Here is a 14,481-nt window from a genome sequence, read left to right on the forward strand (position 1 = left end):
ATGAAATGGACTGTGATTTACGATACTTTTTTACATGTTATACGCACCATTAGAGCTACAAGGTTACGTAGTTTTCTAACCATCATGATCATAGCTTTGGGCATTACAGCATTGGTTGGCATCTTGACCTCTATTGAAGCAATCAAAGTTTCTCTGAAAAATAACTTTATGCTCATGGGGAGTAACACATTTACCATTACAAAGATTTCTTTTCAGAGAGAAGGACTTTTGGTTCGAAAAAAGAAAAAAATTCAGGAAAAAAAAATTACCCTCGAAGAAGCTCAAGATTTCAAAGATCGATTTGATTTTCCAGCTGTTGTTTCTTTATCGGTTCCTGTTCAATTTGCTGCTGTATGTAAATATGAAAATATTAAGACACATCCAAATGTAAGTGTTTATGCAGTGGACGAAAACTATTTTCTGACGGCAGGGCTTGAGATTTCTGAGGGTAGAAATTTTACAAAGAGAGAAGTAGACGGTGGACAGGTAGCTATTATTGGCAACGATGTTAATAATAAGTTATTCTCACAATTCAGTAACAGCAGTGTTATAGGAAGAACTTTTTTAATCTCTAACATCCCCTTTCAGATTATAGGTATACTAAAACCACAAGGAAGTAGCTTTGGTTTCAGCATGGATAACAGTTGTTTTGTCCCTCTTAAAACAGGAATTGATAAATTTACTGTTTCTGATGTTTCTCTTTCAATTCATGTCATGGTTTATCAGCTTGAACAAATGAATTTTGCTATAGAAGAAGCGAGAGGGATATTCCGAAATATTCGCAAATTAGCACCCGATCATCCAGACAATTTTGAAATTAGAAAAAGCGATTCTATTTTTCAAATACTTCTTGAGAACATTCAATATCTTACTATGGCGGCTACCTTAATCGGTGTTATAACATTGATTGGTGCTTCAATTGGTTTAATGAACATTATGTTGGTAAGTGTTTCAGAACGTACTCGCGAAATCGGGGTTCGAAAAGCTCTAGGTGCAACATGGAAAGACATACGAAACCAATTTCTATTAGAAAGTGTTTTTATTAGTCAGTTTGGTGGATTGCTAGGAATTCTACTTGGTATTGTTGTTGGAAATGCTATTGGATTATGGCTTGATACAGTTTTTGTAATACCATGGCTATGGGTTGGAGTAGCATTTTTGCTTACATCCATGGTAGGCATCCTTGCAGGTTCATATCCGGCCCTGAAAGCATCGAAATTACATCCAATAGATGCTCTGAGATATGAATAAATCCTATATAGTTTGTGTTTTTTTCTTATTAACGGCTTGTTCAACGTATCGTTATTTCCCAGAAAAATATCATATTATTGATCGAAAGATCATGGTCGATGATCGTAGCATAGATATTTACGACCTAGAAAATTTAACAAGGCAAAAAGCTGATAGAAAAATTTTAGGTGTGCGTTTTTACACGGGGATTTATTTACTAGGTTATACCCTTAAGGATAAATCATCTGAAAAGTTAAAAAAAATCGAAAGGAGAATAGAACGCAAAAAACAAAAGCACCCTGAAAAATATGTTAATCAAGCTAGGTTAAAGCAAAAAGCCAAGTCAAGTCTTAAAAGTTGGATGATGAATGTGGTAGGAGAACCCCCATCTTTTTACGATTCACTTTTGTCCAAAAGAGATATGGACAATATGGTTTTGTATATGAAACAAAAGGGTTTTTTTGATGTACGTGTTTACGACAGCATTAAGCCTATCAAAAAGAACAAAGTTCAGTTGATTTATACTGTTAATGCAGGGTCTCCCTACATTGTTAAAAGTATTGAAAGAAAGAGTGAAGATGTTTACATGAACAGTTTTCTTCAGCAGTATTTACCTCAATCACTTTTACGCGAAGGAATGAGGTATGACGAAGAGGTTATGGATAATGAAAGAACTTTAATTACTAAGGAATTGCGACGAAACGGTTTTTTTCAATTTAATAAAGATTACATACGATTTTTTATCGATACATCTTCAAAACATAAAACAGTCAATATAGAACTACGAATTCTGATGCCTAAGAAGAATGAACAACATGTGCAACACGAGCGTTATAAAATAGGGAACATTTATGTTGATCTTAATTTTTCTTTTACTCGAAATGATTCTTCCTTAAGAGATACCTTACTTTATTCATGGAAAAGAAAGAACGGACGACTTGATAGTATTTATTTTATTTATGATGATAAATTGTTTTTAAAACCTGCTACTGTCTCTAACAGGTTGTTTTTTTCAAAAGGAAATTGGTTTAATGAAGATGATGCCATAAGAACCATTGATGCTTTGAATGGTTTAAATTGTTTTCGTTATGTAAATGTTCGCTACTTAGCCGCACAAGATGTAGATCATTCCGAGGCAGGAACTTTAGATACTTATATCGAACTCACGCCTATGATACGAAATTCCATTAATATTGAAATGGATGCCACCAACAACGCAGGTAATTTGGGCATGGCCGGTAGCTTTGTATACAGAAATAAAAATTTATTTGCCCGAGCACAGCAATTCTCAATTTCTGCCCGCGGTGGGCTAGAGCTTCAAAGATCTTTTTTTGAAGAGGATACAACACAAAAAATTGTGAAAGTACTTCCTTTCAATTCTGCTGAATACAATTTTCAGGCGAATTTGATGGTTCCCCTCAGTAGTTCCCTGTTTGCTCGTTCTGCTCGTCCAATGATGCGTTTTGTCAGTGGTTTTCACTATCAACTTCGCCCCAGTTATTCTAGATATATTACCACATTAAGTGCTTCATTGGAATACAAGGAATCATCATATCGATATATTCAAGTATATGCCCCTCTCAACTTGGTTAAGGTTAATCCTGATTCAATTTTTAAAGCTTTGCTCATGGAATTCCCTAAACCTTTACGATATAGCTATACAGACCACTTAATTCCTTCCATGGGACTTTCCGTTGTGTTTAATAATCAGGATGCTAAATCTCGCTTTTATTCATATAGACGTACGAATTTTGAAATGGCTGGAATTACATATTGGATCATATTTGGATTTAACAGCGCTATGCAGAATGAGGTTTATAAACTACTTGATATAGCTTATAGTCAGTATTTGAAACTTGATCTTGATCGTCGCTATTATTATCGAATTGGTGAAAAGCAGTTAATGGCTTTTAGGTTATTTGCTGGGTTGGGTTTTCCTTTTGGGAATAGCATCATTTTACCTTTTGAAAAAAGTTATTCGGCATCAGGTGCAAATGACATACGTGCATGGAAATTCAGATCGCTCGGTCCGGGCATATACAACGATACAACGGTTCTTGACAGAACCGGTGATATTTCTTTGATTTTGTCATATGAATATCGTTTCCCCATCTGGAGTTGGTTCAAAGGTGCTCTTTTTGCTGATGCAGGCAATGTTTGGCTGTGGAGAAAAAACAATGAATTTCCAGGTGGAGAATTTTCAGCATCTTTTTACAAACAGATTGCTTTAGGAACTGGTTTTGGCTTAAGAATGGATTTCGATTTTCTAGTTGTTCGTGTCGATGCAGCTATACCTATCCGCGATCCTGTTAAACTACCTCCATTTCTTCCTTTTAAAGAAAGTATTAAAAAAGTGAATTTTAACCTTGGAATCGGATATCCTTTTTAAGGTTTTCTTTGTTGAAGTAGCCAAAAAATGTTATTTATATCGCCAAAAGCATATTTCCAAGAATCATGACCCACTCCATCATAAATGATAAACTCAGCCAGGATGCCCCCACAACCTCGTATGGCATTTACCATGTTCATAGTTCGTGCAGGAATGACCACTTTATCATCCGAACCATGAAAAGCTTTGATAGGAATATTTTTAAGCAGGCAAGCTTTATTCTCATCGCCACCTCCACATACGGGCATAGCAGCAGCAAAAAAATCAGGACGTCTGCATAAAGCATCCCATGTTCCAAAGCCCCCCATACTTAGCCCGGTAACATAAATTCTGTGTGTATCAACAGGAAGCACTTTGATAAGCGAGTCAAGAAGATCAAACACCGCTTTTAATACATTAGATGGTTCGGATGGCATGGTGTGAGAAACAAGTTTCCACGAAACTTCAACCCATCTCTCGTTGGGTGGGCATTGTGGAGCAAGAAAAATAAATGGATGATTCTGCATTATTTCTGGCCTGAAAAAATAATGTGAATGGGTCAATTGGGCTTTATTGTCCTTGCCACGTTCACCCGCACCATGTAGAAACAAAATAAGAGGATATGTTGTAGAATCACCTGCGGGCACGAACAAACGATAAGGTAAAATATAACCTTTTTTTTGGAAAACGAATGGCTTTATCAGCGTATCGAGAGATTGTGAAGAGACAGAAAAAGACAATAGAAAAAACAAAGCATAGACCCAGCGAACCATGATTAACTTTTGAGAAGCTTTTCAATCTCCTCAACATCAGCTCTGAATCTTTTATCAGTTTCCATAAGATTTTTCACTGTTTTTATAGCATATAGGACGGTGGAATGGTCTCTTCCACCTAATTCTTTGCCGATTGACTCCATGGACTTTTTGGTGTAACGTTTGGCCAGATACATGATAATTTGTCGTGCTTCTACCAATTCTCTTTTTCGTTTTTTGCTCAAAACTTCAGTAGGGGATATATCAAAATATTTACAAACAATCTTATATATGGTTTCAAGGGGAATTTCTTCCTTAACAGTTTTGGTGTATTGTTCAATAAGAGATTGAGCAAATTGGACAGTGATAGGAGTTTGATTGAATGAGGAATGAGCAATGAGAGAGATAAGGATACCTTCAAGTTCACGTATGTTCGAGATGATAGATGAAGCGATATATTCAATCACATTTTCTGGCATCTGGATACCATCCCGCTCAATTTTTTTCCGGATAATCGCTATCCTCGTTTCAAGGTCTGGTATTTGCAAATCGGCTGTCAATCCCCATTTAAAACGAGATAGAAGTCTTTCTTCAAATCCCTGCAGATCAGAAGGAGGCTTGTCAGCTGTTAAAATGATTTGTTTTCCTTTCTGATGCAGGGTGTTAAAAATTTGGAAAAATACCTCTTGCGTTTTAGGTTTATTATTAAAACAGTGAACGTCATCTAGAATAAGAACATCCAACATTTGATAGAAATAAACAAAGTCGTTGATAGAATTGTCTTTGAGAGCATCAATAAAATGGTTTAAAAACTCTTGGGCTTGAATGTAGTAGACAATCTTATCGGGGAAATTCCTTTTAATCTCAATTCCAATAGCGTGAGCCAGGTGAGTTTTTCCAAGCCCTGCGTCACTATAAACAAAAAACGGATTGAACGATGTTTTTCCAGGATTTTTAGCAATAGCAAGTCCTGCCGAACGAGATAGGCGATTGCAATCTCCTTCGACAAAATTTTCAAAATTTAAGGTTTCGACAAGATTTGAATTGATTTTTACTTTTTGAATACCTGGTACGATAAAAGGATGAATGCTTTTGCCTTGAGCCGATAAAATTTGGGGAGGTATGTCGACAGGAGGATTATAGATTACCTGCTTTTCATTGCTGGGTAGCTGGATGGATGTGTGGTTTTCTTGGGAATTTATGAGCTTTATTTTGTATGAAAGTTTTGTTCCACTGCCAAATACACTGCGTATAGTCTTTTTGAGTAAATCAATATAATGCTCCTCTATCCATTCGTAATAAAATTGACTAGGTACCTCTATAGTGAGTGTATTGTTTTCGAAAGATACGGGGTGAATGGGTTTAAACCATGCTTCGAAGCTCCGATCATCAATATTGTCTCGTATGATCTCCATGCATTTTTTCCACTTCCCCGTTAATTCGTTCATCATGAACCTTTTTTAATAATTTAAATCAATCTATTAAATGATACAAATTTGGACTGACAAAATAAAAGGAAAAAAAGTGAAAAAAAAAGTTTTTTCATCCTTGTTTTTTTAAAAAATTTGTATAAGAATTCACTCCAACTAAATCACCCAAGAAGTTGAACATCATGTCCACAATGGTAAGCTGAACTCCGTAAGCACCATTCTGAGTAATAATAATCGTTTTTCCATCGGAATTGCGTAATTGAATAGGTTTTTGTAAGAGAGTATGACTATGACCCCCAAGAATAAGATCAATGTTTTTGCTTTTTTTTGCCAAATCAAAGTCACCAATAGAGTTTGATGAGGTGTCTAAACCTAGATGACTTAAACATATAACCGCATGACACTTTTTCTTTTTTTTCAGAAAATGAGCAAAGTATGCTGCTGTGATCTCAGGATCTTTGTATTTCACTTCTCCTAGCAATTTTTTTTCAATCAATCCATCAGGATTAAGAAGAAGAGAGAAAATACCGATTTTGATGTGATTAAATCGATAAATGATATATGGTTTTATGATTTGACTTAGTTTTGTTTTAGAAAAATCATAATTGGATGACAATACAGGAAATCTGGCAAATTTTAAAGCTTCATAAAGACCATCAATACCTCCATCAAATTCATGATTTCCAATAGCCATGGCATCGTATTTCATGTCGGACATGAGTTTCATTTCGAGTTCGCCTTTATAGAAATTATAATAGGGAGTGCCTTGAAAAACATCTCCAGAATCAAGTAATAGCGTAGGATATCCTTCCGCGCGTAGCTTATTGACAACAGCGGCTCGTGCTGCATAACCTCCTCTGCCAGGGTATTTAGGATGATTAAGAGGAAGTGGTTCGATTTGGCTATGTGTGTCGTTGGTGTGAATGATGCGGATGGTTTGCGTACCTAATTTATTGGCTTTTGCCTCTAAAAAAGAAAATGTAGAAGAAGCTAGCAAGGTTAAAGATGTCTTGAGAAAATCCCTTCTATTCATGATTTGTTATATATTTTATTCTACCATCCTTTTTGCCCTCAATGTGAATGTTTTTTTCTTGTAATTTCCTAAGATAAATGATAAAAGCATCGCGTAAAAGCACTTGAACTTCCGTTACCCTTGTTGCATCTTTCAATAGGTTCAGTCCATCCCCCCCAGCAGCAAGATAATTGGATGTAATAACATTGTAAATTGCATTCTCTTCTAAAGGAAATTCATTAATATAAGCTTTTGTGCAAATATTTGCTTCGAATATGAGTCTAGCCCCTGCTATGGGCATTCCACCTTTTCCTGCTATAAAATTAAAAAGTCTCTGCATATCTATTCCTTTGAGTTGTAATATAGCAATAGTATTATCAAAAGGCATGAGTCGATAAATATCTCCTACAGTGATTTGTCCTTTTTTCAGTTCTGTTCTGAATCCTCCGTTGTTTAGTAAAACCATGGTTGGTAAATTTTCTAACATGTCATGATGATATTCTTTTACGTATTCGAGCAAAGCATCACAAAAAAAGTTTCCCAACGTACTTTCAGGTTGTCCCTTTTCCAAATTAGTGGTTGCAAAACCTATAACTTCACTCATCAACGAATCAATCTGTCTTTTATATGGCAAATATGACTGAACAATTTTCTCATCCCTTCCCAAACTATCTATAATGATCAACGTTTGAGTTTCGAATTTATAAACCGATCGTACATGACATGAAGTTAGACTTAAGAGCAAAAAAAGAGTAAAAATGTTAAAATATTTAACCATTTTTATACAAAACACGTTTAAATTCAAATGGACGATAAAATTACATTTTTTCAAATGTAAAATAACTCGGTGTAATTTTTTTTAGTAATTTATATTTGATTTAAATTATATCATTGGTTAAACTTTTTTAAAATTTAAAGTAGCTATAAGATATTTTAATCTAAATAAATAAATTATAAAATATATTTTTTAATACTAATAAATTTATTAAATATATGAAAATGCATTATGATTTGACAAAAATTATTATATAAAAATCCCAACAAAATACTATTTTTCCTGTACCGAAAGGAGAGAAAACAAAATATATATTTAGGAAAAAATTATGAGGAAATCGTGCTCATTTTGCGTTTTCGTAATAGGAGTAGTGTTTTTTTTGATTGCTGGTAGTGAAGCACCTGGCGATAGTAGTGAAAACATTAAGGCAAGGCAATTGGTTTCAATAAATACACAACATCTTTATCATCTTCCTCTTGGTTATAGTTCTGGTTCTAATGCTATTTTCTGCATTTCATTTCAGGATGGGATCGTAAGTAGTTTTTACGCAGTACAAAAACCTTTTCGTTTTTTGATGGCACCCATTGTTCAGGGACAATTGATTCAGAAATATTTATCGACACCTGAAGAATTATCGACGTGGAAAGGGATTGAAGGTAAGTTTATTGTGAGCATCATTGAAGATAACAATGCTGATTTATATGTAGTTAGATTTAGCAATGGAAGTTTTAGTACGCCCGAAAAACTATCGTTTAATTCTCCCTACAACGAAGTTATGGGTTCTTTTAACAGCGATGGAATGAAAATATATTTTTCCTCCAACAGACCTGGTGGTTATGGGGGATATGATATTTATGAGACTGAATGGGATGGTAAGAAGTGGACGGAACCAAGGAATTTGGGTGCACCTATCAACTCGGCTGGCGATGAAGTTGCACCTTTTCTGCTCAAAGATGGGGTTACACTTTATTTCAGTACACGCTCGGATGCAAAAAAAGATTTTGATATTTATGTGTCAACTTTCTCTGACGAAAATGTGTCTTGGGAGGTTCCTGAACCCTTGTCTTTTCCCGTAAATACGAAAAGTGATGATTTGTTTTTCCGGATGTCACCCGATGAAAGTCGGGCCATCTATTGTTCTGAAGGAAAAGAAGGATATGGAATTTATGAACTCATATTCAATTAATTAAACTGCATTTGATATCGAGCAGATAATTTCCTCAAGTTGATTAGCGCATATCTCATCCTACCGAGGGCAGTGTTGATGCTTATGTTGAGCGTAGCTGCAATTTCTTTGAAACTCATCTCCTCGTATATTCGCATTCGTACAATTTCTTGTTGTTCGGGTGGTAGAAGTTTCAATAATTCTCTGATTTGCTCATAAGATTCTTGTTTAGATATTATCTGGTCTATATTCATGGAGTTGTCGCGAATAATGTCATTTATATCGTAGGACTCATCTTCGGTTTGTAACACGGAAGTTTCATAGTGCAGTGAAATGCTTCGAAAATGATCCATCACTAAATTATGTGTAATGCGCATAAGCCAATGAGCAAACTTGCCTTGGTGTTGATAGGAATTTTTTTTCAAAGTTTCAATGACTTTGAAAAAAACATCTTGAAGCATATCCAATGCGAGCTCCCGATTTTTTGTGATTGAAAGAAGATAAGAGTAAACTTTTGGCTTATACCTTTTAAATAAAATTTCAAATGCTTTGTGATTACCACTTTGAAACAATTCTATCAAAGCATCATCGCTCAAATCTTGCCAATTCATACTTTAAGAATTTGAGCGTAGATGTGCTTCGATAGAATGTTTTCTAATTAGTTAGACGCAAAATTAAAAAAAAAGTTACGTTAAATAACAACAATTTTGTTTTTTATAGCATAGGCCATAAGTGCAATGGAGTTTTTAGTATTTGTTTTAGCCATAAGGTTTGCTTTGTGATTGAGAACAGTTCGTTCACTAATACAGAGAGCTTCAGCTATTTCTTTATTGCTAAGACCTTCGCATAATAGTTGTAGAATTTCTTTTTCACGTCGAGTAAATTGGATTTTTTCAACTTCAATGGGAGTATGCTTTTCTTTTTCTCGTGATATTTGACGTGTAAAATATTCAAAAAGCTCTTCCGAGAAATAATATTTTCCATTCATGACGGCATGAATAGCTTTTTCTAAAGTTTCTTTGCTGATATTTTTAAGCAAGAAACCTTTAGCACCTGCTTCCATCATGCTTTCTATATAGTCATCTTCTCCAAACATAGTGAGAGCTATTACTTTTAAACTGGGTGTTTTTTTCAAGGCAAGCCGGGTAGTTTCGATTCCATCCATGTCGGGCATGCGTATGTCCATGAGCACTATATCAGGTTGGTTTTGGATTAAGTCGAGAAGGAATATGTTTCCAGATGGGTATTCACCAATCACCTTGACTTGTGGCATTTTCGACAAAACCATTTTAACGCCGTTGCGAAAAAGTTCATGGTCGTCAACGATTGAAATTTTGATCACATCATCTATGGTGTTCATATTTACTTAAATTACAATGTGACTTCTAATTTAAATGAAAAACCTTTTCCAGGAGAAGAAGATACAAAATAGTTGGCGTTGATAGATTTAATTCGACTGATGATACTTTTTAAGCCAAGGCCAGTGCTTTCTTGTTGAAGGATTAATTGGGGATCAAATCCTATACCATCGTCTTTGTAGAAAACATAAAGCTTTTGTTCCTGTTGAATAAGCAAGATATTGATATTTTCAGCGTTAGCATGTTTGAGTGTATTGTTAATAAGTTCGCTGATGATTCTAAAAAGTATGAGTTCGAGGTCTGAATTAATCCTTTCTTTTTGAATATCGTATTCAAAATGAATGTTGATGGTGTTGGTTTTATTTATTTTTTCGCAAAAGTGTTCGATAGCTTTAATCAGTCCGTAATCATTAATAATGCTAGGCATGAGGTTATTTGCAATTTGTCGTATATTCTGAATAGATTCGTCAATAATTTCGTGAATATGTTGTAGTAAGTCTTCTTTTTCCTGACGGGTAATATCGCCTGATAGTTCTCCAACATAGAGTTTTAATGTTGAAAGAAGAGGGCCTAAGCCATCATGGAGTTCCCTTGCAATTCTTTGACGTTCTTTTTCTTCTCCTCTAATGGCAGCACTTAGCATCTTTCTTTCTAGTTCAATACGATCTGTAACGTTTCTAACAACGCTCAGGATAAGCTTTTCGCCCCTGTAGTTTACCAATCGACTGATGAATTCGACTTTTAGTATTTTTCCCGATTTGGTAACATGTTCGGATTCGAATTGATGAAAACCTTTTTCATAGATGATACGTCGATTTTCAGAGACTTTATCTTTGTATGCTTCAGATTTGATTTCAGTAATTTTTTTTCTAAGTAATTCTTCGCGGGTATATTCAAGTTCTTTGCATGCAGCTTCATTTACTTCAATAATGTTTTCATCTTCGTCGGTGACAAAAATAGCGTCACCACTGCTGTTAAAAAGTTTTTTAAATCTGTCTTCTGAGTCAGCAAGAGCTTTTGAAACCTTGCTGAGTTGTCGTTTGCTTTTGAGTATTTCCCGACTTATTTTGTAAAGTCGGTCAGTGGTAAAATAGTACACAAATCCAACCATGAAAACAATGGCAAAAATGGAAACGAGCATAATGCCCTTCAGAGCATTTTGACGTATATCTTCCAGTTCAACTGATGGATTTATGCTATAAATGATAAACAAGTCGAAAGGAGGAATATATTTAGCATAATAAAGTTTTTGATTGTTGTTAAATGTATATATTTTTTGGGGATTTGAGCTCACTTGCTGCAGTTTGATGGAATCAACCTCACATTTTTTGTCTCCAGAATGAAAGTAAAGAGTTCCGTGATGGTCGACAATACAAAGTTGTCCTGTTTTCCCCGTAACGAAATGAGACAAAAATGGTACGAGTTCATCGAAATTTTTTTCTTTGAGACCATAATAAAGCATGCCAACAACCGAATCGTTAATCAAAATTGGCTTATAGCAAGTGTAAAACCAGTCCTTTACTACGAAAGCACGTCCTTCATAAGTTTGCTTTTTAAGTACGGTCTGTGAAATCGGGTTGTTCAGTGGAATAAAAGTAAAAAAAGCACGTTTTTGGTTAGTTTTCAAGACTGTGGTGCTAATTCTAGCAAAACCACTGTCAAATCTCTGAAAAATAGTAAGAGTACCTCCATAAAGTTGTTGAAGAGAATCAATCCATGTAGTATCTCCAATCAAATCGCGGTTTTTGATTTTCCATTTTAAGAGTTTTGATTGAATAGATTGACCCGTGAATTGATTTTCGAGTGTAATCGAAAATTTCTCGTTGGTAAATTGAATGGGAGAGCTAGAAAATGTACGATAAAATAATGTAATAGACTTTTTCACTTCTTCTTGTTTACGCAACGCTTCACGTTGAAAAAAAAGATCCAAAAGTTTAACTTTTAGAAAAATGTCTGACTTTAAATTTTCCGTCGAACGATTGATGGTGTATTTATAATACCAAAGAGAAGTGAACACAACGATTCCTACAATGGCAATAGCAATGGGTAATATGAGTTGAATGCGCAGAGGTAATGTTTTTTTCACTTTCATGAGTTAAAATTACAAGTTTTCAGCAAAGTCCAAACTGATGAAATTTATGATTTCTTGCATAAAACTGAAAGTTTATTTTGGTACAAAACTGCAATGAATAGAAAAATTTTTGGTAGAAAAATGCTTAAAAATTCGTATAGAACTGCTATCAGCAGGAACTGAGTCCAACGTAATTTTATTTCAGAAAGTTTAACCCAAAAACAGAGAATTATGGAAACAAAAAAGAAAATTTTAGTAGTTGATGATGACATGGATGTCATCACCATGGTGAAGGCCATTCTTGAAAAAGAGAATTACGTGGTAGTTTCGGCCATGAATAAAAAAGAAGGATTAGAAAAGCTAAGAAAAGAAAAACCAGACCTTGTAATTCTCGATGTTATGATGACGACGTATTTTGAAGGTTTTGAAATGGCTCGTGAAATGCTTGACAATCCCGAATTTAAACACATTCCATTCTTGATTCAGACATCGATCGACGTACTTATAACAAGTAAAGTTGCTGTTCAAGAAATGGCACGTGAGTTTAGAAAAGATCCAAACTTTAAGGATTTGCAGGTATTACTTGTAAAGAATATCATTGATGGAACAGCAGGTATCGATTATCTGGCAGAGGATGGTAAATCTTATTGGTTCAATGTAAATGGTTTTATCAGGAAGCCTGTTGAAGCAAGCAAGCTTTTGGAAGAAGTTAGGAAATTTTTGAACTAAACAACATGTTTGTTCAAATCAAAGAGACAGCTATGAAAGAGAAAATTCTCGAAATACTAGAAAAATATCCCGAAGGAAAACCTGAATATCTCATAGCGATTTTGCAGGACATCCAGGAAGCCATGGGATATCTATCGAGGGAAGCTATGGAAGCGGTATCGCGCCATACTTCCCTTACTCCTGCAAAAGTATTTGGAGTGGCAACATTTTATAATCAGTTTAGGTTCAAACCTCTTGGAAAGTACCACATTCAAGTATGTCGAGGTACTGCATGTCATGTGTTGGGGTCTGCAACTGTGCTAGAACATTTGGAAAAATTGATTGGAATTAAAGCTGGAGATACCACACGTGATGGTCTTTTTAGTTTGGAAGTTGTAGCTTGCCTCGGTGCATGCGGATTAGCACCAGTCGTCACTGTAAACAATGTTTTTTATGCCAGTGTAGATCAGCAAAAAATTGAAGAAATCATAAAAACTTGTCGTCATGAACAAAATGCCTTGGTTGAACAATGAAATCAATGAAAAGGAATTAAAATGGCTTATTTCTGAAACCATTTTGAGAGATGTCAATAGTACATCTCGTGATGAGCGTGTTCGCAAAATTCTTAGTTTGCTCAGGCATGAAGAAGTGAAAAGACCAGTAGTTTTTGTGGGAATGGGCACATGTGGATTGGGGGCTGGTGCCGATAAAATATGGAATAGCTTAGAAGAGATTGTTAGAAAAAATAATCTTTCAATAGATATTCTTTCTACTGGTTGTATTGGAATATGTGCTCTTGAGCCAATTATGGACGTCGTGATTCCTGGTAAATATCGACTTTCCTTTGCTCAAGTTAGGCCTGATCAGGTTGATTATATTTTAAATGAACTCTTGAAAGGGAATCTTCCAACTCCTGATTTGGTGCTAGGCCAAATTCCTATTCCATGTTCTACACCATGGGATGGAGTACCCTTGTTATCAGATCATCCATTTTTTAGAAAACAGAAGCGAATCGTTCTAAGTAACTGTGGAATTATCAACCCATTAGATATTTATGAATACATTGCTAGAGGTGGTTTTAAAAGTTTCGTTAAGGCCATTACACATTTTACACCTGAGCAGGTTTGTGAAGAGATAGAAAAGAGTGGACTCAGAGGTAGAGGAGGTGGAGGTTTTCCGACAGGTAAAAAATGGAAATTTGCCCTTGAGGCAAGTGGATCGCAAAAATATGTTGTATGTAATGCAGATGAAGGGGATCCAGGTGCTTTTATGGACAGGTCGGTCATCGAAGGGGATCCGTACAGATTAATTGAGGGTATGCTCATTGCAGCTTATGCTATTGGAGCTACCAAGGGTTATGTTTACATACGTACTGAATATCCACTTGCTATTAAGCGATTGGAACATGCATTGAATGAGGTAAAATCTTTAAATCTTTTGGGGGAGAACATCTTAGGAACGGGTCTAGATGTACATATTTCGATTAAGAAAGGAGCTGGTGCATTTGTGTGTGGAGAGGAGACAGCCTTACTTCACAGTATTGAAGGAAAGCGTGGCATGCCTCGTCCCCGGCCTCCGTATCCTGTTCACAGTGGTTTGTTTGGTTGCCCAA

General features: G+C 35.4%; 13 protein-coding genes. 6 read left to right on the forward strand and 7 right to left on the reverse strand.

The genetic code is table 11. The features are described from left to right. Positions 1-1,251 (forward strand): ABC transporter permease, encoded by a 1,251-nt coding sequence (locus tag N2Z72_03680; protein ID MCX7696779.1) that lies wholly within the window; start codon positions 1-3, stop codon positions 1,249-1,251. Then, positions 1,244-3,619 carry a BamA/TamA family outer membrane protein gene (locus tag N2Z72_03685; protein MCX7696780.1) on the forward strand — a complete coding sequence of 792 codons (2,376 nt, stop codon included), beginning with the start codon at positions 1,244-1,246 and terminating at the stop codon, positions 3,617-3,619. Before N2Z72_03680 ends, N2Z72_03685 begins: the two co-directional genes overlap by 8 nt. Here N2Z72_03685 and N2Z72_03690 read toward each other — a convergent pair. From N2Z72_03690 to N2Z72_03705, 4 genes are all read right to left on the reverse strand, one after another. Then, positions 3,616-4,371, reverse strand: coding sequence for a prolyl oligopeptidase family serine peptidase (locus N2Z72_03690; GenBank protein MCX7696781.1), 756 nt, complete (start codon positions 4,369-4,371; stop codon positions 3,616-3,618). The two genes, N2Z72_03685 and N2Z72_03690, sit on opposite strands and share 4 nt — an antisense overlap. Positions 4,372-4,373: 2 nt before the next feature. Beyond that, entirely contained in the window at positions 4,374-5,801 is a 1,428-nt protein-coding gene (gene dnaA, locus N2Z72_03695) for a chromosomal replication initiator protein DnaA (protein MCX7696782.1), read from the reverse strand. A gap of 91 nt (positions 5,802-5,892) precedes the next feature. Beyond that, positions 5,893-6,813, reverse strand: coding sequence for a metallophosphatase (locus N2Z72_03700; protein MCX7696783.1), 921 nt, complete (start codon positions 6,811-6,813; stop codon positions 5,893-5,895). Continuing rightward, on the reverse strand, positions 6,806-7,570 hold the full coding sequence (locus N2Z72_03705) for a 5'-nucleotidase C-terminal domain-containing protein (GenBank protein ID MCX7696784.1): 765 nt from the start codon (positions 7,568-7,570) through the stop codon (positions 6,806-6,808). The genes N2Z72_03700 and N2Z72_03705 overlap by 8 nt, the downstream gene beginning before the upstream one ends. Before the next feature lie 325 nt (positions 7,571-7,895). Between N2Z72_03705 and N2Z72_03710 the strand changes: the two genes are divergently transcribed. Next, positions 7,896-8,753: a hypothetical protein gene (locus tag N2Z72_03710; GenBank protein MCX7696785.1), complete on the forward strand. Its 858-nt coding sequence runs from the start codon at positions 7,896-7,898 to the stop codon at positions 8,751-8,753. Here N2Z72_03710 and N2Z72_03715 read toward each other — a convergent pair. From N2Z72_03715 to N2Z72_03725, 3 genes are all read right to left on the reverse strand, one after another. After that, the gene (locus tag N2Z72_03715; GenBank protein MCX7696786.1) at positions 8,750-9,343 is read right to left on the reverse strand and encodes a sigma-70 family RNA polymerase sigma factor; all 594 of its coding nucleotides are present in this window, start codon (positions 9,341-9,343) and stop codon (positions 8,750-8,752) included. The two genes, N2Z72_03710 and N2Z72_03715, sit on opposite strands and share 4 nt — an antisense overlap. Positions 9,344-9,423: 80 nt before the next feature. Continuing rightward, a complete protein-coding gene (locus tag N2Z72_03720) occupies positions 9,424-10,092 on the reverse strand; it encodes a response regulator transcription factor (protein MCX7696787.1) in 669 nt (222 codons plus the stop codon). Positions 10,093-10,103: 11 nt separating this feature from the next. Beyond that, positions 10,104-12,182 carry a Cache 3/Cache 2 fusion domain-containing protein gene (locus N2Z72_03725; GenBank protein ID MCX7696788.1) on the reverse strand — a complete coding sequence of 693 codons (2,079 nt, stop codon included), beginning with the start codon at positions 12,180-12,182 and terminating at the stop codon, positions 10,104-10,106. 210 nt (positions 12,183-12,392) lie between these two features. On the opposite strand from N2Z72_03725, the gene N2Z72_03730 reads away from it, so the two are divergent. From N2Z72_03730 to N2Z72_03740, 3 genes are all read left to right on the forward strand, one after another. Next, the gene (locus N2Z72_03730) at positions 12,393-12,890 is read left to right on the forward strand and encodes a response regulator (protein ID MCX7696789.1); all 498 of its coding nucleotides are present in this window, start codon (positions 12,393-12,395) and stop codon (positions 12,888-12,890) included. Positions 12,891-12,895: 5 nt separating this feature from the next. Next, positions 12,896-13,402: an NADH-quinone oxidoreductase subunit NuoE gene (gene nuoE / locus N2Z72_03735; GenBank protein ID MCX7696790.1), complete on the forward strand. Its 507-nt coding sequence runs from the start codon at positions 12,896-12,898 to the stop codon at positions 13,400-13,402. Then, the coding region (locus N2Z72_03740; protein ID MCX7696791.1) for a hypothetical protein at positions 13,374-14,481 on the forward strand (1,108 nt) is incomplete at its 3' end. The genes nuoE and N2Z72_03740, both read left to right, overlap by 29 nt.

The organism is Bacteroidales bacterium, from assembly GCA_026418905.1.
Taxonomy (GTDB): Bacteria; Bacteroidota; Bacteroidia; order Bacteroidales; family DTU049; genus JAOAAK01.